At 60.1% G+C, this 19,835-nt stretch carries 13 protein-coding genes and 1 tRNA gene; 5 read left to right on the top strand and 9 right to left on the bottom strand.

The annotated features are described in order from the left end of the window. Positions 1-10 precede the first annotated feature (10 nt). The 4 genes from NUW13_01935 to NUW13_01920 all read left to right on the top strand — a co-directional run bounded on the left by NUW13_01935 (position 11) and on the right by NUW13_01920 (position 4,155). Entirely contained in the window at positions 11-955 is a 945-nt protein-coding gene (locus tag NUW13_01935; protein MCR4437788.1) for a type II secretion system F family protein, read from the top strand. Positions 956-980: 25 nt separating this feature from the next. After that, on the top strand, positions 981-1,331 hold the full coding sequence (locus NUW13_01930; protein MCR4437787.1) for a hypothetical protein: 351 nt from the start codon (positions 981-983) through the stop codon (positions 1,329-1,331). 32 nt (positions 1,332-1,363) lie between these two features. Further along, positions 1,364-2,332, top strand: a complete 969-nt coding sequence (locus NUW13_01925) for a DUF192 domain-containing protein (protein MCR4437786.1) — start codon at positions 1,364-1,366, stop codon at positions 2,330-2,332. A 293-nt stretch (positions 2,333-2,625) separates the two neighbouring features. After that, complete coding sequence (locus tag NUW13_01920; protein ID MCR4437785.1) at positions 2,626-4,155, top strand: GWxTD domain-containing protein; 1,530 nt, start codon at positions 2,626-2,628, stop codon at positions 4,153-4,155. A gap of 83 nt (positions 4,156-4,238) precedes the next feature. Here the strand turns inward: NUW13_01920 and NUW13_01915 are convergent, their stop codons facing one another. The 7 genes from NUW13_01915 to NUW13_01885 all read right to left on the bottom strand — a co-directional run bounded on the left by NUW13_01915 (position 4,239) and on the right by NUW13_01885 (position 16,050). After that, entirely contained in the window at positions 4,239-5,300 is a 1,062-nt protein-coding gene (locus tag NUW13_01915) for a PorV/PorQ family protein (protein ID MCR4437784.1), read from the bottom strand. A gap of 46 nt (positions 5,301-5,346) precedes the next feature. Continuing rightward, a complete protein-coding gene (locus NUW13_01910; GenBank protein ID MCR4437783.1) occupies positions 5,347-8,172 on the bottom strand; it encodes a hypothetical protein in 2,826 nt (941 codons plus the stop codon). A 40-nt stretch (positions 8,173-8,212) separates the two neighbouring features. After that, the gene (locus NUW13_01905; protein ID MCR4437782.1) at positions 8,213-11,014 is read right to left on the bottom strand and encodes a TonB-dependent receptor; all 2,802 of its coding nucleotides are present in this window, start codon (positions 11,012-11,014) and stop codon (positions 8,213-8,215) included. Positions 11,015-11,323: 309 nt separating this feature from the next. Next, positions 11,324-12,658, bottom strand: coding sequence for a DUF4921 family protein (locus tag NUW13_01900; protein MCR4437781.1), 1,335 nt, complete (start codon positions 12,656-12,658; stop codon positions 11,324-11,326). Between the two features lie 183 nt (positions 12,659-12,841). Beyond that, on the bottom strand, positions 12,842-14,287 hold the full coding sequence (locus NUW13_01895; GenBank protein MCR4437780.1) for a transglutaminase domain-containing protein: 1,446 nt from the start codon (positions 14,285-14,287) through the stop codon (positions 12,842-12,844). Positions 14,288-14,404: 117 nt separating this feature from the next. Then, a complete protein-coding gene (locus NUW13_01890) occupies positions 14,405-15,778 on the bottom strand; it encodes a glycosyltransferase family 39 protein (protein ID MCR4437779.1) in 1,374 nt (457 codons plus the stop codon). 199 nt (positions 15,779-15,977) lie between these two features. After that, positions 15,978-16,050, bottom strand: a tRNA-Phe gene (locus tag NUW13_01885). A gap of 223 nt (positions 16,051-16,273) precedes the next feature. Between NUW13_01885 and NUW13_01880 the strand changes: the two genes are divergently transcribed. Beyond that, a complete protein-coding gene (locus NUW13_01880; GenBank protein MCR4437778.1) occupies positions 16,274-16,855 on the top strand; it encodes a sigma-70 family RNA polymerase sigma factor in 582 nt (193 codons plus the stop codon). A 5-nt stretch (positions 16,856-16,860) separates the two neighbouring features. On the opposite strand, the gene NUW13_01875 is transcribed toward NUW13_01880, so the two are convergent. Then, positions 16,861-17,844: a T9SS type A sorting domain-containing protein gene (locus tag NUW13_01875; protein MCR4437777.1), complete on the bottom strand. Its 984-nt coding sequence runs from the start codon at positions 17,842-17,844 to the stop codon at positions 16,861-16,863. A 14-nt stretch (positions 17,845-17,858) separates the two neighbouring features. Further along, on the bottom strand, positions 17,859-19,748 hold the full coding sequence (locus NUW13_01870; GenBank protein MCR4437776.1) for a hypothetical protein: 1,890 nt from the start codon (positions 19,746-19,748) through the stop codon (positions 17,859-17,861). Between the last annotated feature and the right edge of the window lie 87 nt (positions 19,749-19,835).

Below are 19,835 nucleotides of genomic sequence, written 5' to 3'. Positions count from 1 at the left end.
AGAGCATCACATGGACCTGATCGTTGCGACAGCTTTGGCAACTTTTGCGATCACCCTCCTGGTCGGATACGGGCTATACATGCTTTTCACGAAGCGAAACCCGGTTATCCAGCGCCTTCATCGCTACGTTCAGGAGGACTATGCTGTCCGTGAGAAGGAAGGCACAGTGCCAGGGGTGGACAGGCTCCGTCCGGCCATGGTGCGGGTGCTGGAGCGCGTAAGTCAGTCTCGTCCACTGAGCGAAAAGAAGTTGCAGGGCCTGCGCCGCGAGCTCATGCAGGCCGGCGTGATGCGCAACGATGCCGTGCACATCTTCATCGGCGCCCAGATTGTCCTCACGCTGCTCCTTGGGCTGGCCGGCATGAGCATGGCGGCGGCCACGCACAAGCCGGCGATGGTGAGCGTGGCGATTATCACCATATTTTCCCTCACGGGCTACATTATGCCCCAACTCTGGCTGCGGGGCCAGATCAATCGCCGCAAGAAGGCTGTCGTTCGCGGCCTGCCCGATGCTCTGGACCTGATGGTGGTTTGTGTGGAAGCCGGCTTGGGGCTCAACGCTGCCCTGCTGCGCGTGGGGGAGGAGCTGAAGCTGCACTGTCCAGTGGTCAGTGAAGAGTTCCTGATGGTCACCAAAGAAACGCGCGCCGGTATCTCCCGGCACGATGCGCTGCGCCATCTTGCCCAGCGCAACCCGGTGGAGGATATTCAATCGTTCGTGGCGATCCTCATCCAGACCGACCGTCTGGGTTCGAGTATGGCCAAGACGCTGCGGGCGCAGTCGGATAGTCTCCGCACGCGGCGTCGGCAACGCGCCGAAGAAGCAGCAGCCAAGACGAGCATCAAGCTGCTCTTTCCGTTAGTGTTCTTCATCTTGCCAGCCCTGTTTGTGGTTCTCTTGGGACCTGGCTTGCTCCAAGTGATCAAAGTCTTTTCTTCAGGTGGGATTCGATGAGGCGAACAGTGTGGAGGTGAAGGCAATGAGAAAGTGTGTGATGACTTTCGCCATTCTGCTGGGCACGGTGATGGTGGCTTGCGGAGGCGGCATCCACAAGTATGCGCCGCCGGCAACGCCGCCCAAGGCGGTCTTCGTGGGGAGCCAGATCAAGAGCCTCCATACCGACGGTCGCTTGCGTGCAGAGACTGCTCCCCTGATGCAAGCAGTCACCGAAGACGGGCGTCGCTACGAAGGGCGTCTGGTGCAAATCAGTGACCGGCAGGTGACGCTGGCCGAGGGCTACAAGACCCGCGTGGAGGGGAGCCGCGTGGTGCGCGAAGAGCGGGTCATCGACTTGCAGAAGCACGCCGTGGTCGTGCTGAAGATCTGGTAAGGGCGTGCAGTCCCAATTGCAGGGAGGACCCAATGCCCGCAATTGATACGACTAGGCGGCGCACCTTAGCTACCACAGTGGTGGAGGCAAATACCTACCTTGCCCGGTTGGTGGGACTTCTCGGCATCCGCCAGTTCCGTCACGGCTTGGCCCTTTGGTTGCGGCCCTGCCAGGCAATCCATACCCTGGGCATGCGGCAGCCCATAGACGCGCTCTTTCTAGACGCGAAGAACCGTGTGGTGCGCATCGTATCGGAACTGCAACCTGGGCGCGTGGTGCAGACGGTGCCTAATGCCAACAGTGTGCTGGAGCTGCCTGCAGGCGTGTGCCGCAGCACAAAGGTGCGCGTGGGCGATGTAGTTCACCTTGCCCCGGACGGAACGCACCTCGCTTACCTTGCCAAGCTTACCCACTTTCTCACCAACGGCGTACTTGCGCTCTTCTACCTGCGCTTCGCCCGACTTTCTTACGCGCACTGGCGGCACACTGGGGATGTCCTCACCCTCGAACTAATGTTTGTGAATTCCCTTCTGTTCTACCTTTTCCTGACCCGTCGGCAGAGCACGGCCGTGTCTAGTCGCACCTTCGATTGGTTTGCAGCGCTCGGCACCGTGTTTCTTTCCTTCTGCCTCCACCCGGCGAAATCCGGATCGACTGTCCTGTACACGATGTCTGCGGCGGTGCAGGGCATCGGGATGGTCGCTATAGTCGCCTCGCTTGTCAGCCTGGGACGAAGCTTCGGGGTGGTGCCCGCAGTGCGCACCGTCAAATCCACGGGGATGTATCGCTTTGTCAGACATCCGCTCTATTCCAGCGAGCTGCTCTACTATTTCGGATTTCTGCTGGGCAATGTGACCTGGCTCAACGCCTTGCTTGTCACGGGAATCTTTGTGGGCCAATATGTGCGTGCCGCAGCTGAAGAGGAGATCCTTTCCTCTGAGGCCAGCTACCGGGCCTATAGACGGCGCGTGCGCTACAGATTCATCCCTGGCGTCGTGTGACCATTTCACTGGATGGCTGGGCTGCTTACCGAACAATCCTGAAACCACACCCTCACTCTTCCACCATCCTACGTGCAAACCCCCTGTCGTCTCCAGGCGGCGGGGGGTTTCGCACAAAGGGGACCTCCCCCGATAGGCCTTGGGGCGCAAATGCTCCTCCCCTGCGGCAGGGGAGAGCGTCATCAGCTTCGCAACTTTGCTTTATCGCAGGCCTGGCCAGCCGGGCTGAATTCCTCTTGCATTTTCCGACGGAATTCTTTACAATTCTCACCAGCGAAAGGAGGATTCAGCATATGGGCAACATGCGGACTGTGCTCTACTGCGGCGCGGTGTGTGTCGCAGTGCTGGCAGGGCTCGCGACCATGGCATCTCCCGGGGAGCAGCGTCGTGCGCGTGCACGAGAAGCGGCCTTTTCCCTGACCCTGCCGCAGGAGTTAGCTCGTCTGTACGAGGCGTTGCCCGATTCCGGCGCCCGTGCCCGATGGGAAGAGAAGTATTGGCGGATGATTGATCCTCTGCCATCTTCTCCGCAGAATCCCTACCGCGAGGAATTCGAGACGCGCTTTGCCTACGCGTGGGAGCACTTCTCCTGCCTCGTTGGCCCGACCTACTTGGACGACCGCGCCAAGTACTACCTCCGGTACGGTCCTCCGGACGATTCTGTGGAGATGGCTGGCTCGGGCCGTCAGTATCTTGACAACCTGACGTGGGCGTACTTCGGCCTCAATCTGTTTGTCGATTTTGTGCGGCGCATGGGCTACGGGTATCAGGAGGTAAACGACCTCTCCCAGGCAGTGGTCGGTGTGCCGCTCAACGAGAAGGCGCGTATTGCCTGCGAGCTCTACGCCGAACGCGAGTCTCTGCACCACCGCTACGGTGCCTTTCGAGGTGCGCAACGAAACGCCGACGCCTACTTTAGCTTGGTGAGCGGTCTGGCAACGGAGAAGACGCAAGCTCTCGGCTTAGCGCCGCCGCATCGGTTCAGCTTCCAGCACCGGCAGCAGCCCCTTAGCGCACAGCTTGCCTCGGCCTGCTTTCGTGCTGCTGAGGGGGCGACGCGCGTGGAGTTCTACTTTTCTGTCCCCTTGGAGGAGCTGAGCTTTTCGCCTGGGGACAAGGCCACACTGGTCAGTCATCTGCACAAGCGTCTCACGCTCTTTGACGAAGATTATCAGCCGCTTCTGCGCAGAAGCGAAACGTTGGAGCTCACCGCAGGTGCGCGGGAGGAGATTGCGAGGCGGTCCTATGTGAACCAGCATGATGAGCTGCTCACCCCTGGCCTGTATAACGTGGCTCTGGAGTTGGAATGCCCCGAGTCAGATCGTCTGGCCGTCTTGAAGAGCCAGTTGCGGGTGCGGTCGTTTGCCGGGGACAGCCTCATGATAAGCGACCTGCAGCTTTCGTTGCGCATTGTGGAGCAGGTGCCAGCCCGCCACCTGAAGCCCAACGGTGTGTTGGTGGTACCCACCCTGCAGCGGCAATTCCCGAGGGGCAAACCGGTCTTTGTCTACTTCGAGGTCTACAACCTGAGGCTGGATAGCAGCGGCAAGAGTGACTATCACGTCGCCTATGCGCTTCGCAGCGCCGGCGGCAGTGGCCTGCTCACCGAGCTGGCCAAGGCGGTGAGCTTCCTGGTGCAAGGCAAAAGGAGCGAGGCAGTGGAGATGGCCTTTCGCAGCCAGGGCACTGCGGACTGGGAGCAGCGCTACGTGCAGCTGGACATGAGCAACTGTCCAGCCGGGCGCACGGAGCTCGTGGTGACCGTGACAGACCACAACACTGGACAACAGGCGTCGGCAGCGACCAGCTTCGTGCTCGAGTAGAAGAACTTCTCCTGTGCCGCCACAAATGCACAGCGCCCCGCCGCTCCGACGAGGCGCTGTGCTTCTTGCAGGAGGGACAGAACTCAATAGCCTATGCTGAAAGAGAAGCGGTGCGCATAGTCCAGCATGCCCAGGTCTGTGTAGGCATAGTCCAAGCAGAAGGTCGCCCGTGTGCCGGGCACGGTGAAGCGGAGGCCTCCGCCTGCGGCAATCTTTACCTTGTAAAAGAGACTGAGCTCCTGCTCCTTGCTCAACTTTTGCTCATCGAAACCATCTGGGGCATAGACCAGCCCGCCGCGTAGAAAGACCATCTTGTTCCAGCCAATCTCAGTGCCCAAGGTGGCGTAGGGGTTGACGTCGCGGGGGTCAACAAAGTCCGTGTTGACGGTCACCGTCGCAAAGTCGCCCCGCAGCACGTCCAGCGACAGGCCCATGCGAAAAGTGAGGGGCAGCGGCCACGCTTCTGTTTCCAAGCGCGACTCCTTGAGCGGGTTCCCCTCGATGACGTCGTCGATGTCGCCCTTCACCATTTGGTCGGTGCCGCGCATGGTCATCTTGCCGCCAAAGTTGGTGATGGACATGCCCAGACGCATGCCGTGAAAGCCGGTAACAAACTGGGTGCCGGCGTCCACCGCGATGGCGCTCGCGCTACTGAAGCTGATGGATTCGCGGATGACCTTGAACTGCACGCCCACGGCAAAACGATCGGTCAGTTCCCGCGCATAGGCCACCCCTAAGGCCAAGTCAGAGGCGCCAAAGTAAGTGCCGGTTCCATAGGGCTCTGACGGCGTGGTGCGCTCCATCTCGCCAAAGTCCAGCAAGTTGAGGCTGGCGCCCACTGTGCCCCACGGGCCCAACGAGTAGGTGGCGCCGATGAAGCTATGGCTTATGTCCAGAATCCAGTCGGTGTAGGCAATGCCCACATGCGCTCCGCCGATGCGGGCAATGCCCGCCGGATTCCAGTACAGCGCAGAGTAGTCGGTGACAGAAGCCACGCATGCCCCGCCCATGGCTGCAGCCCTGGCACCAACGCCTATCTTGAGGAAGTTGGCACAGGAAGTTCCGGTATTGTCATTGCCTGCCAGGAGCGGTGCGGCAGCGACCGCCACCGCCAGCAGAACGCAGAAGTACAGACGCACTTTCATTCTCCGGCCTCCTCAATTGGATGGTGAGTGCCGCATACGGGCCTGGCTACTTGATGATGGCGAACTTGCCTAACTTCTCGCCAATCCCAGGTGCCTCAACGTGGAAGATGTACACGCCAAAGGCTACCTCCTGGTCGTTATAGGTCCACAAGTTCCATGCCTGCACGCTGGGGCCACGGTAGCCCGGGTCACCAGGCTGGTGATGGAGAATCTGCACCAGTTCTCCCGAGGCGGTGAAGATCCTGATGCTGCAGCGCTCAGGCAGGCCATGGAACTGCAGCTCCCGCACCCAAGGCGTCAGCGAATTCTCGTAGACCGAGGTCACTGCGTACGGGTTGGGGATCACGCGGACCTGTTGCAGGTCCTTGACCGTTGCCCCAGCCGCAGTAGCTGCCGTGGTGGTTATCAGGTAGCGATCGGCAGCGGCCAGTGGCCGCAATGTGTAGATTTTGGCCATATCCCCAGTGCGCGGCCTTATGCCGATGTGCACGTAGGTGGTATCAGAGATTGTGGTCGGCACGCCGTTGATCACCGTGTCGCGGGTGGTGATGACTTGCTTTGGCGGTGGGGCAGCCAAAGTAACCGTCCAGGTGAACTTTGTCTTGTCATCGACCTTCTCCTTGAGCAGCACCTTGTACTGGTTGGTGTCGCTGGCCGGGCTCTGCACAATGCCGTCGATCTGCTGTCCGTAACTGACGTTCCACAGCTCGAACGGCACAATGCGCCCGGTCAGCGTGTCACCCCGCGCCGTGAAGCGCACCTCGTAGTCGGACCCTCTGGGTGTGGTCGTGGGCACGGCCAGAATGGACCAATTGGTCTGCGCGGTGTCGCCGGCAGTTGTGGCCCAATAGCTGCGTGACTTGTCGAAGGCGATCCGCTCTTCGTCGACAATGATCAGCCGGAATCCGTCGACCACCTGCGCGTACTCCTCGCCGTGCAGTAGCGGCGAGTTAGCGATGACGGTTGCTTTGCGCAGGCTGTCATACAAGCTGAAGGTCTTCGCCGCCGGGTTCGAGTCGTCGATGGTGAGGAGATAGCGATTGTCGATCACTGCCAAGGGGTCTAAGATCTCGGCATGCGGCTCCACCGTGGAGAGCCCTGCCTGGTGGTCGATGGCCAGGGCCGGTTGCCGCAAGCCTGCCGCCGGGCTCTGCGGCACGACGCGCACCGTGTTGTCGCCGGGTTTGTCTGGCTCGGTGCTGCGCGCATTCTCCATGGGCGGAATGCGCAAGTCGCCGTAGATATCCTCCCGGTCGTAGGCACAGACGGCGTACCAGTATTCGACGCCGTTCTGCAGGTTGCGGTCAACGTACTTGTGCTGCAGTCCCGTGTCATCGCCGAGCTTCAGATAGGGGTTCAAGGGGCTTGTTCCTGTGACCCCGTTTTCGAGGTCGAACTGGGCAATGGGCACGTAGCCAACCACTGCGCCGACGGCATCGCGAATGGGCTCGCCCCAGGTCAGGCCGCGATCAGTAGAGCGATAAATGCGGTACCCCTCGAAGGCGTTGTTGCCAGTGAGCGGGTCCACCGAACTCTCCGAAGGCTCGGCATCCCAGTAGAGGGTCACCGTCTGATCGCCGGCATAGGCGCGCACGTTGGGCTGCTGAGGTGCGCTGGGTGCGCTGTAGCCGGCATTGTACAGGAGTTGACACAGGGTGGCATTGGCCATGAGCTCGGCCTTGTTAGCGCCGAAGATGTTGGCGAAGGTGAAGGTCACCGTTTCCCCGGGGGCCAAGTCGAATGGCCCCGAGGCGTGCAAAGAGGTCACGTCCGGCCCGTACGTGCCCGGCGTCCGCGTCCAGTCGTTGGGGTGAGGCTGGACGTTGTCAATCTTGTCGATGCCCGAGGCGAGCATGTCGTAGACATCCGCCTGAGTGGGCACGAAAAAGTCGTCGTAAGTTGCCACGAAAAGCGTGGTCTGGCCAAGTTCCTTGCCGTCTTTGCCCTTGGGCGTCTCCAACATCTTCAGGCCTTGCCAGGCAACGTTCTTATTCACATATCCCGCCGACTTGTCGTCGCCGTCCCAGATATACAAGAAGCTGCCGAGCAGTGGATCGTCCTGTGGGGCAATGTACTTTGCAAAGTCGTCCATCCACTCGTTGTCGCCTTCTTCCGGGCAGTCCATATCGGTGTGCACGCCAACGTAGCAGTCCTTGATGGTATCGGTGCCAGTGTTGGTGATGAAGTACTTGAAGACGATGAAATCATCGGCCAGCAAGCTGGACCACTGCATGGCCCGTCCGTAGGTGCGAATGTGCAGCGGCGTCGGCTGCTGGCAGGTGGGGTCGTCATCCACAGCCATCCAGATGGCCTCGGCGTCGGCAGCCACCTCGCCGTTGGGTTTCACTCCAGGGAAGCCCAACGAACCGATGGGCCCCACATCCGCCGGCCACTGCGGCGCCCAGGAATTGGGTTTGTTGCTCATGGCCAGGCCATTCTCGCCGATGCCTGAGTCGTAGCCAGGGAGCGGCTCGTAGTGGTTCTCATTGATGTCATCGTAGCAGCCACGGGCGCCACATGAGATCCGTTTCTCGCCCTTGAGCTTGCCGCCCACAATCAGCGCCTCGCACCATTGATACGTAATGCCCGAGCCGATGGGGTACTCGAAGGTAATCATCTCCCGGCTGTAACCCAGACGGTTGGCATTGTTGATCTCCAGGCGTATCTTGCCCACATCCAAGCGGCCGTACTTCCGGTCTTGGAAACCGCTTGGCTTGCCGAGAGCACCGGACAGATTGCGCTGCTGCGCCAGCCGCTGGTAGTATTCCCACTTGCTCATGCCTCCTTCAGGGCGATCGCCAGCCGTGGAGACAAACACCACGCCCAGCAGCAGGGGAATGGCAATCGCCAAGGCGATGAATCTTCCTCTCATGGCAGGTTCCTCCGTACGGGCTTTGACCTTGTGTGGCTCGTCAGAATCCAACGCTTAGACCGAGCTCCAACGTGCGCGGCGGCCCGAGGTAGTGGGGACGCGAGACAAAGTCCTGGGTCTCGTCCCAGTCGGATGTGGCATCGGGCTTGCCGGTATCGCCGAAGACGGCCAGCACGTTCCGCTTGTTGAACAGGTTGTAGACATCCGCATAGAGCGCCAGTTCCATGCCCATAAGTCGGAACAACTTTTGCGCGCGCAGGTTCACCGTCATCGTCCACGGACGGCGAGCGCTGTTCGGCTCGTCGAGACGCAGACCGCGTGAGCTCATGGGCGTGTAGGGGAGACCGCTGCCATAGTTGCCCACGATGTTCACCGCCCAGTTGCCGGGTCTGCCAATGTCCAGCACAAAATTCATGGTGTGGGTCTGGTCCCAGTCCATGGTCACCGTCTTCTTGGGCGGATAGGTCTTGAACACCGAGAAAGAGTACCAATCGTTGTAGTGAGAAGAGACGTTCGCAGCATTGCCCTCCGCTCGCGAGTAGGCGTAGTTGAGCGTGCCGCCGAAGAAGCGGGAGAAGCGCTTTTCCAACGAGACCTCCACTCCCTTGGCATTGGCATAGTCCATGTTGACATAGCGCCAGTAGGAGGTAGGCGTGGCCATGAAGCGCTGCAAGGCGGTGTAGTCGAAGATGTCTTTGTAGTAGAGGCTGACGTCCAGGGCGATGTCCCGGCTCAGGCGAGTCTGCACGCCGATCTCGTAGGCAATGGTCTTCTCTGGCTTCAGATTGGCGTTGCCCACCCAGCTGTAGATGCCGTAAATGGACAGGTCCGGATAGGGATAGTTCGGGTCGTCTTGGTTCTCGAAATAGTAGAGGTACTGGTAGTCGGGCACCTGGTAGAAGTGACCATAGGCAAAATGCAGCACTGCCCTGTCGGTCACGGGGTGAGCGAAGCCGAGCCTGGGGCTGACATGGATCCTCTTTTCCGCGTCCTTCAGTTCGGCGGTCGTGGGTTTGGTGGGATCGCCAAAGTACTTCGCTTTGGTGTCCATATAATCTACGCGCAGGCCGGCGTTGACCACCAGACCCCAGTCCTCGAACTCCATCTTGTCCTGGATGTAGGCAGCGCCCTCCACGGGTTTGTGGCTGTAGTGGTAGTACTCGGGCTTCGGGTTGTAGGGGCCGCCCACGTAGAAATAACGCAGATCCAACTGTTTGACCTCGACTCCGGCCTTGAACTGGTGCGTCTTGGTCGCCTGGCTGGTAAGGTCGAACTTGAGGGTGCTGATGGCGTTCTTACGCTCTTCAAAGTCGTTGTCGCCGCCGATCGTCCAGGTACTGTCGACCTTCGCCCCGCTTTCATCGTACTGGTAGGTCCACCACCCTTTGTTGAATTCGTACTCCTCGTCTGGACGAGTACGGCCGGCTTTGCCTGCGTACTCCAGCGAGTCGCTGAGCTGGTAGTACTTTGCGTACTCCCTGCCCACATAGGTCTTGCCGGTGCGCTTGCTCTTGTAGACGAAGAACTTGTCTTCCTCCAAGCCCCTGTAGGCGTAGTTGGTCACAAAGTGGGAGCCGCGCAGCGTGTAGAACGTTCTGGGGCTGAGCGCATGGGTGAGGGTGAAGTTCAACATGTAGTTGTCTTCGTAGTTGGTCTCCAGCGCGTCGGGCACGTACTTGTACCCGTGTGCGTAGTTCTTGTACTGCGACCTGCCCACTACGCCTCCGAGGGTAAGCTTGATGCTTTCCAGCGGTTTGAAGACCAGCTTGCCGTTGCCCCGGCTCTCGATGCGGTAGGGAATGCCGGTCCACCCGAGGTAGGTATCGGTGTCCAAATAGTCGCCGGAGACGAAGAAGGTGTTCGCCTTGCCCAAGAACGGGATAGGTCCGCCCACATAGGCGTCCAGGCGGTAGGTGTCATAGTCGCGCAGCTTCTGCGTGACGGTCTCCCAGTACTTCGGGTTGTTCTTATTGCTGCCTGGCGTGGCCGGGGCGGTGCCCGCGACGCTAATAGGCTGGCCGTCGGAGGTGACCCAATCGGTGCGGACGCCATTCTCTATGCGCTGGTACTTGCGCAAATAGGTGACCTCGTGCGGATTCGCCCCCTTATCCGTACGGAAGCGAACACGACCAGAGTAATTGGCACCGCCTTCCTTGGTGACGATGTTCAGCACCCCAGACATGGCCTCGCCGTACTCGGCATTGAACGTACCGGTCATCACTGCCAGCTCGGCGATGCCCACGTTGGCCACGTTGCTCCCCATGCTGCCGACCTGCGGGTCCTCCACGTAAAAGCCGTCGATGAGGTAGGCAAGCTCCCCGGCACGCCCACCACGGACATTGAACTCGCGGTTCAGCCCGGTGCCTGACTCCACAAAGCCGGGGTACGTGGCCAGCACCTGCTGGTAGGTATTCACCGGCATCTTGTCGATCTGCTCGCCCGTGGTGACGCTGGCCGTTGCGGTCATGTCGCGCTCGATGAGCGGTCGCTCGGCGATTATTTCCACGACCTGCCCTTCCAGCACCGTGGGCGACAGCTCAAAGTTGACCCTGGTGGTATAGTCGACCGTGACCTGCACCTCGTGCTTCACCACCGCCGTGTAGCCGATCATGGTGGCCCGTACGCTATACTTGCCTGGCGGCACGTTGATGATGAAGTAGTAGCCATCATTGTCCGTGGCCGCACCCATGGTGGTGCCTTCCAGGATGACATTGACCGCAGGCAAGGGGGAGCCGGTGCTCTTGTCCTTCACCGTACCGGCGATCTTGCCCGTGGTCCCTGCCCAGAGGAAGCCATGGGCTGCCACCGATACGATTGCCGCCAGCCATACACCACGCTTCATAGCTCTTTCCTCCTTCCGTGTGATGGTCGAGCCCACACGTCGACGCTGCACTGCCGCGAGCACAATAGAGCAGGTGCCTGAGCGTCGTCTACGCCCACACACCGCCTATAATATAACCACAGCCGGAGAAAAAGTCAAGAGGAAAAGCGAGAAAAATGAACGGAAATCAGCGCATGGGCGAAGCATCCCCTGCCGCTGCGCGGCACCACCTTCGGGGCTTAGCCCCCTCTGCTCGTTTTCGGGGATTGTGGTTCATCTTCAGGGCCCCGTGTGCGGGACCCTGGGCAGACAGACCTGCTCTGCGGCTGCTCAGCAGCGGCCGTTCAGATAGTATTTCAGGGAGTTTGGTTTGACTTCACACTCTTGTGCGATACACACGCCGGCGATCAGGCCCTTGTCCCGCACTTCGAATAGCCGCGGCACAATCATGTCGCGCAGGTCCTTCAGCCGGAAGGGGTTCACGTAGATCTTGGTACCGCCCTCGAATCCCGCAGGGATATTGACCCGCCACTTGATCAGCACATGCCACGGCATGGGGATGATCGCGTCGCGCGGCATGTAGTACCACTCCTCGTTGCAGGAAAGCTGGTTCCCCATGGCCGCGTGAATGGCATGGACGATGTCGCTGAAGCCGCGCAGTTCTTCGTCGGTGTGCTCGCTCGGCTTGCAGTGCTGGCTCTTTGAATAGATGGCGATGGTGGGATAGCGATGACCTAAGTCGACGAAGGCCATGGCAAAGGGGTTCTCGGCAACCACCAGGTTCTGGTAGGAGGCGAAATTGGCGGCGTACTCGTTGTACATGTTGGGGCTGGCGTGGGCAAGCTGCAGTTCGCGCTCCACCGAGACGCCCCATTCGTCCAGACCGACCAGTTGCTTGTGCAGGTGGTCGAACGATGCGCCAGCCGGGCGCAGCCAGTTCTGGTAGACGCTCACGTAGCGCACGTAGCGGTTCTGGTCGTAGATGTCTTCCATGGCGGCAATGGTGAACTTGAAGTACCAGAAGTGCTCGTCGGGAGTGAGCATGCCGGAGGAAAAAGAGTCCGAATCGTACTGCGCCCCGGGGATGTAATGGCGACGGTAGATGAGCAGCTCGTGGCAGCCGCCAAAGAAGGCATCCGAGTATTCCAGTTTTTCATCCGCGGACATGCTGCGCAGCTGGGCCTCTGCGTAGCCGCTCATGCTCAGCTTCATGTCCACCATGTGCAGCACATGAGCCAGCCCCTCTTTGCTGGAAAGGTAGCGTTGCTTCCAGGCGAGGTTCTTTTCGCTCAGCCGATAGTCGTGGTTCTTCTTCCAGTAGTCTACGCTGACGATTTCGAAGAGATTGGGAATGCGCCGGAACTCGGCGTCCGTAGCAAAGAGCTGGCTTGGGTCGATTCTCTCCAAAGCGTAGTAGCCGCCGTCCTTGCGCACCAGGCGACCCTTCTCTGGGGGAGTGTTCAAGTAGTTTGCTTCGCAGAAGTTGCAGTAGTCCTCAGGCGTGTGAATCTCAAGCTTCTTGGCAGTCTTGGGTCGCTCGTTGGCTATGGGCTTGTGCCTTCGTCCGGGGATGGCCCAGACCTCGGTACCGGTGAAGGGGTGGATCTGTTTCTCGGTGCCATCTGGCATCACGTGGTACATCGCCTCATGAACACGCTCTAACAAGGCGGCTCCCTCCGTAGTTGCTGAAAATTATGGCTGTCCTTAGTGGCACACGGCGAATGCCAATTTACGAAAATGTTGCAACATTTGCAAGCCAAAAAGCTGGCGAAAGTGGCCTTCCCTCGGGTCGCGCAGGCGGGAGGGGCGCATTGCCTCGACGCCTCGCGCCGCCGACGTCCCGCATTGTCAGTCCAATCGCTCTACCTGCCAGTCATAGTCCCAAGAGTCGAAATAGAGGTTGCCCCCGCGCCACTCCACTTCGCCCCGCTGAAAATCTACGGTTTCGCTGCGCGGGTAGATCTTGGCTGGATAGAGCGGCTGCGAAAAGTCGTCGTTCACGATCCAGCGGTAAGCATCGGTATTGCCCAGGCAGAACCAACGGACGCGCTCATCTTTTGACTCCTTGAGGCCATACGACTGGTCGACCAGCACCCAGCCGTACGGTTCCAAGTACATCTCGCACCAGTCGTGCATAGACTCTTGGCCGGGCATCATTTCGTAGCCGGACTGCCAGTGGACGGGGATGCCATTCATGCGCGCCAGGGTCATGAAAAGGAGCGTCTGCATCCCGCAGTCCCCATGCCGCTCCTGATAGGCGTACATGGGGATGTTGCGCACGGTGGAGTACTCTCGTGCCCCTGCCCAGGGCACCCACTCATCCACCCAGGCGAAGATTTTCTTGGCTTTCAGGTAAGGGTTGGTCTCGTTGCCGACAATCCTGCGCGAGACTGCCCGCAACTCCTCGGTGAAGACGATGTGCGGCGGCACCTCTCGGGTGTGCTCCTTGTACAATGCCGAGGAGGTGTCGTAGGGTTGTACGCGAGCAGGGTCGATGTTGTTGTACTCGGCATACGAGGTGAAAGAGAAACGGTACTGGAAGACGGTGGGTTGCCCGGCGACCGCCTTCTGCTCCATGTAGACAGTCCGCTGCGGATAGCGCTCATTGTCGGCGATTATGTAGGTGTCGGGGCTTGCTTGCTCTATGCGGATGTGCCGCTGGCGGCGATTGCCCTCCCGCGGAAACGGAAGCCAGGCGCGGATCGTCTCCCCCGCAGGGACGGCATCGGGATGAACCCGAATGGTGTAGGTGATGCGGAAGCGCTTCGGCTTCACGAGCCGGCACCCCAAGGTTTCGCTTGCGTGGATGATCTCCGCCGCGTCCTGCTCGTAGCTATAGCCCCTCTTGGGAAGCAGGCCATGGGTGCGATCGTAGGCCTCCTTGATGCGTCGTGCCTCCTTGTCGATGCGGAAGAGGTTGCTGGCCGCCCTGGCAAAGTACCACTTCTGGCCGTCGATTATCATGCACTCCAACGAGCGCTCCTTTTCCCAGTGTTCCAGATCTGCATCGCCCACCGTCGGGATGTACAGGCGAATGTAGTCGACCACCTCCTCCTTTGTCTTGCAAAAGTCCTTGCGAATGCGGTCCAGCCTCTCGATTTCGAACTCCAGAGTCAAGCGTTCCAAGGCCGGCATGTCGGGGTGTTGGGCAAGCGCCATTCTCATTTCGCTCTGTGCCTTGGCAAACTCGCCACGCTCGATGAAGGCCTCGAACGGGGCAAGGACGCCTTGGCGCTGCGCGAGGGAAGGGAGCGCGAACAGAGCAATGAAGAAAATTGTGCAGGTTCTCGGCATTTTCACCTCCTCCGCCTTGTTCGCCAACTTGCCGCGCGGATGGCCCCAGGCCTCAGACTGCCTGGACAATCCTGGCCTCGCAAGGCGCTGGGGGAAAAAATGGCTTCGCATGGAACCCTACTGGGTGTCATGGAAATAGACCCTGACTGCATTATCCTGCACCCCGCGGAGAGCAGGGAATTCCGCCACAAGGTGGGAAGACGCTGTCAACCAACGATACATGTGAGGGCGTTCCGGCGGGACGGTCTTGCCTACGGTGAGCACCCACGCGCGAGGAAGGGTCCGCAGGTCCTCTTCTTGCCGCGGCACGTAGATGCGACTGCTGTCCAGCGCAATTCCCTTCAACTGCGCAATGCCGACAACGTAGAAGCGCGCCTCAGCGGGGTCCTTGAAGAAATACAGAGGCACGATGACATCTTCCTTTGCCGCCTGCTCGTGCACATAGCAGATCGCCTCCTGCAGCCGGTCGCGGTTGCCCCAGCCGTGAGTGAAGTAGCCGTAGCAAGTCTCCAATGAAGGAATGAGCACCAGCGCAGCGATCCCTGCCCAGGCAACTTTCTTCCCCTGTGCGCCACTCGCCAGATGAGCCACAAAGTAGGCGGCGGCAATGCAAAAAGCTGGGAGCGTGCAGGAGACGTACTTTGCGCTGACGTTGACTCGGCATGCGGCAGCAAGCACGAGGGCCACGGGTCCGATGAGTGCGTAACTTGCCAGCAAGGCCCCTTCGCGCCGGCGTATTGCCAGCAGGTGACCCATCCCCAACAAGGCGGCCACCCCTAAACTGGGGGTCAAGTGATAGCCGACTCTCAGCACAAAGCCAGCAGGCGTGGCCCCCCAGTAGCCTGAGGCCATCTGCTTCTCGCGCCAATGTGCTGCAAACCGGAGAAAGCTGGGGAAGAACAATAGTCCCAAAACCGCTACTACTGCAGTGACAAGGGCCGCACGCTTTGCCACCTCCGCCTGTGGTCGGGGGGGAAAGAAGTGGGCCGTGAGCATGAAGACGAGGGCAGTAACGAGGACAAAGGCGGCGGTGTTGTGGAAGAAGAAGCCCAGGAAAAACAGGTCAAGGAAGAGCGCCAGGTCGGCAGGGGGCCCTTTTTGCGCGAAACGGTGCAGGCAGAAGAGGGCACGTAGGGAGAAGAGGATGACCGCCGAGTAAGCCCTGGCAAACTGCCAGAGGTAGATGTGCCATGGCGAGAAGGTGGCAAAGAGCAGCGCGACCATTGCCACCCGGGCGTCAAACAGGTGCCGCGCCAGTGCGTAGATTGCCAGCAGTGCGAGGATGCCGAAGAGGCAAGGGAACAGACGCAGGGCGAAGGCACTATGGCCAAAGAGCTCAAGGGAAACGCGGCTCAAAAGGAGAAAGGGATAGGAAAGGTTGTTGCCCCACGGCTGCTGTGGGCGCTCAAAGGTGTAGAGCTCGTCGATCCAGCAGCTCCAGGCGCCGAGCCTGTAAAGCCGGATGGCCCCTCCAATGAGGAGGATGACCATGAGCCCTATTGCTTGCCGATGCCGGCGTTGTGAAACTGCGGTGGACGTTGGCCCTCTCCGCCAGGACAGCTCGTTATGTGTCAGCGCTTGGGTAGCGCATCCTGCGATGCGCGCCACACCCAGCCCACACCTTCTGCATCACCCAGCGTGTTTGGCGCCTAATGAAGAAGGCCCTGAGCTGGCACCCAGGGCCTGGGAGTGGCGCCTCCCAGAATCGAACTGGGGACACACGGATTTTCAGTCCGTTGCTCTACCGACTGAGCTAAAGCGCCAAGTCACCGGTGACAAATATAGAAGATTTTCCTTCTTTGTCAAGAGGAAAAATCGCCTCAAAGTGGGCACCGGAATTCCTTTCCTCGCTGGCTCTTGCGCCAGCCGTTATCTGGCAGCGCGCTCGGCCCCCAGCCATTCCCGCTTTCTGGCGCGGCCGTCCAAAATCCCCTTGATTGTTTGGCATTTTTCCACTATTTTCGGGCAACCTCTGAGGGCCAAAGCGTGAAGAGAAGCGGCTTACCCGACTCCATCCTCATCAAGCGCGCGCTGGGCGGTGATCAGGCAGCATATCGCCGCATCATGGAACGCTACCGTGGGCCCATCTTCAGTGTCGTCTATCGCATGGTCCGGAATCGGCTACAGGCTGAAGACCTCGTGCAGGAGACCTTCATCAAGGCCTTTGCCGCCCTGGCGAACTTTAACGAAGAGTACGCCTTCTCCACCTGGCTCTACAAGATCGCCATCAACAACTGCATCGACTACTTCCGCAAGAAAAAACTTGCCACCTGTTCCTTGGAGCATCCCATCCAGGCCAAGGACGGCGAGATCCCCCGCGAGTTTGCCGACGCTTCAGCCACCCCTGAACGCACGCTGCTGGCCAAGGAGCGCACGAGAATCATCGAGGAGGCCATCGCCAGTCTGCCCGAAAGGTATCGCATCTGCATCATCCTTCGCCACAGTGAAGATCGCTCCTACGAGGAGATTAGCCAGATTCTCAACGTGCCGTTGGGCACGGTGAAGGCCCGCATCTTCCGCGCCCGCGAGATGCTCAAGAAGCGCCTCAAAGAGCAACTGCGTCCCTGAGTGTTCTACCTGGTCAAGACAATCTTCTCCACGCGGTGCTCACCGCCGGCCGTCACGCGGCAGAAGTAAATGCCTGCAGGGAGCTCGCGCCCATGCTGATCCTTGCCGTCCCAGGTCAGGCCGTGCTCCCCAGGTGGCAACGACCCTTCTGCCAGCACCTTGACCAGCGCGCCACGCAGGTCTACTATCGCCACCCGCGCCGATGACTCTCGTGCCAACGACAGCGAGATGCGCGTTGCCCCACGACAGGGATTGGGGAACGCCGGCGAGAGGCGGAAAGCGGTTGGCAGGAGGCCGGGCGTTTCCACGCTCACGGTACCCAGGACAGTCCGCACACCGTTTCTGGCAACTTCCTCAAGGCGGTAGTGGCATCGTGTTCGGCGCGGCGCTTCCTGGTCGAGGTAGCGGTACTCTTGCCGGCGGCCTATGCCTCCCACGGCGGGGAGCAGGCTCGCGTTGAGGCGCACCCAGCCCTGTTTTCCTTGCTCAGCCCGCCAAAGGTCAAAGCCCATGCAATCGACTTCGTCAGTGGTCTGCCATCTCACCAGCACACCCTCGTCCTGCCACGCGGCCTCCAGCAGGACCAGGTGAAGAGGCAGGGGCAGGATGCCCGCGTCCTGGTATGGGTCCGAGGTGAGCAGAACCTCGGCAGAGGCAGACTCTCCAGTGAGTTGGCTGCGGACGTTTACCACCAGGAGGTCGCCGATCGACCACGGCGTTGGGAAGTCGGCACACTGCACCATCCAGATCAGAGGCGAAGTCTCCGGCAGCAGGCCGGTCTGGCCTGGAGCGCTGTCTGTCAGCATCTCCCCGGGACGGTTCTGGATGAATGCTTCGAAGGTCACTTGGCTCGCTGCCGGCACACTGCCGTCGCTGGCACGAACTTCGCCGTAGACCAGATGGGGCACTTGCGCCCTGAGAACCTCGCTGCAGCTCAGCAGCACGGCAGCCGTCGCCAGCAGCACCGCACAATGCGTCCCACGTGTCATCTTCTCTTTCCTCCTCACGGCCAGGTGACGTCCTGGCTCACGCGCACAAAGTAAGGCCAGCCGGGGATCAGCGTGAAGTTGCTGGCGGGTTGCGAAGGCTGGTAGAATTCGACCGCCTGCGCTTCGGGATTCCACCTTCCGACCTGGGTACAGCGCGGGATGTTGGCCAACAAGTCCGAGGCCTTGGTCAGGTGCCGCTTGCTGAAGGGCAGCACAATGGTGTTGAGGCGCCCCTGGAGCGATGCCTTAAGCTGGTAGCTCCCATTGACCAGAGCGCCAGCTAAGCTCATTACCCCCGGAGCGGTAGCATTCACTAACAGTGCCTCAGCAGGGTTCAGGAGAAAGTTCGTCGCAGGGAGCTGCGGGGCATACTGCTGGAACTGTCCGCTTTCCGGGTCAAGGCAGGCCACTGAATTGATGCAGGGAAAACGAGCGACCAGGTCCGCAGCAGTAAATGGAGTCTGTTGAGCGAAGGGAAGTGCGACGGCATTGAAATCGGTGCCGGCGGTAATCACGAGGGGAAAGTCGAGCTCGCCCGCGTAGCCGTACAGGGCCGACTCCAGTCCACCATGCGTGGCGGTGATGGCGTAGAAAGCGTTTTGCGCAGGATTGCCGAGGAAACCTTCCGCCGCCTCGCTCCAGTCGATAGCCTGGGTTGCCGGGTCTTGGTCGGCCACCGCCGCACCCACTTTGACCACCAGGGGGCCGCCCAGCGAGAAAAACGGCTCGGCACACCGATACACGTTGAAGCGCGTGTTCTCGAGCCTTGTCTCGGCCTTCCACGAAAGGTGGACTTTGCCATCTGCAACTTCGGCATCGAGGTCCGAGAGCGTGACCTTGAAGCGGAATTGGTGGATATGCTCGAACATCCAGCGGTCGCCTGGGTCTTGCTCGGTGCCATCCCCTCCGACGTCGAAACGAAATGGGTACATCAGCAACCAGCCGCTGTGCCAGAACCAGAAATAGCCCATGTTGTACTGCTGAACCGGCTCGTTCTTCAGCATGTCCTTTTGGTCCTCGGTGTAGACCCCGTCGAGTCTGATGCCAGGATCGCCCACCCTATAGGCCGGAGCGTGCCACGACTCGTTGTTTATTATCGGCCGGTCGTGCCGTGAGGGCGTTCGTGATATCCCTGAACCGTGGTAGAACCACACGTCCGCCGAGGAGACCTCCAGGGCGCCGCAGTTGGACCACGGACTCACTCCGCAGATGCGGTTGGGATCAACGGCGTGCACGCTGTCAACCAGCAGCTTTGCTTTTTGGAGTACGAGCGCAGTGGGCCACTTGTCCGTGCCGTTCCAGGGAAAGACATCGTCATAGTCGTAGGCCTCATGCCCAAACTCGTTTGCCACATCGATGAACACGTGACGATAGGGTTTCAACCACTCGGTGATGTTCCTCATCGCGCGGAAAATGGCTGCATTGTCCACAAAGTGGTCGTGGTCAAGGTAAGGGGTGGTGGCCGCGCGCCGGCACTGGCGCTGGTAGAAGTAGCAGATGTTGACCACCATGTTCTGATTGCGCGTGGCCTCAAGAAGCCGCTGCAGACGCGCAAGATACTGCGGCCGGAGCGAGCCATCCGGATTGAAGGTGCTGGAGTCGTAGTACTTGCCAGTGTTGGGGTCGACATTGCGATCGAAACCCGGCCAGCACCCTTGCAGGTTCACGTAGATTGTGTTGACGCCGTAGGAGAGGTAGGTGGGTAGTTCGTTGATGCATGCCTGCACGGTGGCGTCGTCCCACAGCGCGTTGGGCACGCGCACACCCCACATGTCGAATGGCTTGCCGTCAAGGCGGAACCTGGTGCCATCGATGCTGAGAATGTCTCCAGCGCGGGCAGTTCCCCAAGAAAGGACCACGAAGACGGTGCAACACCATGCGTAGGTTTGGAAGTGGCGGCGCATTGTCTCCTTTCCCTTTTTGCCTGTGCGAAGTGTGTGCCTTTCGACTTGCAATTTTCAGGCCACCGACCCTCTGTACTCTGCAGGTCA

This window comes from candidate division KSB1 bacterium (assembly GCA_024655945.1).
GTDB lineage: Bacteria > Zhuqueibacterota > Zhuqueibacteria > JANLFK01 > Oleimicrobiaceae > Oleimicrobium.
This window is presented reverse-complemented; position numbering and strand designations above follow the sequence as displayed.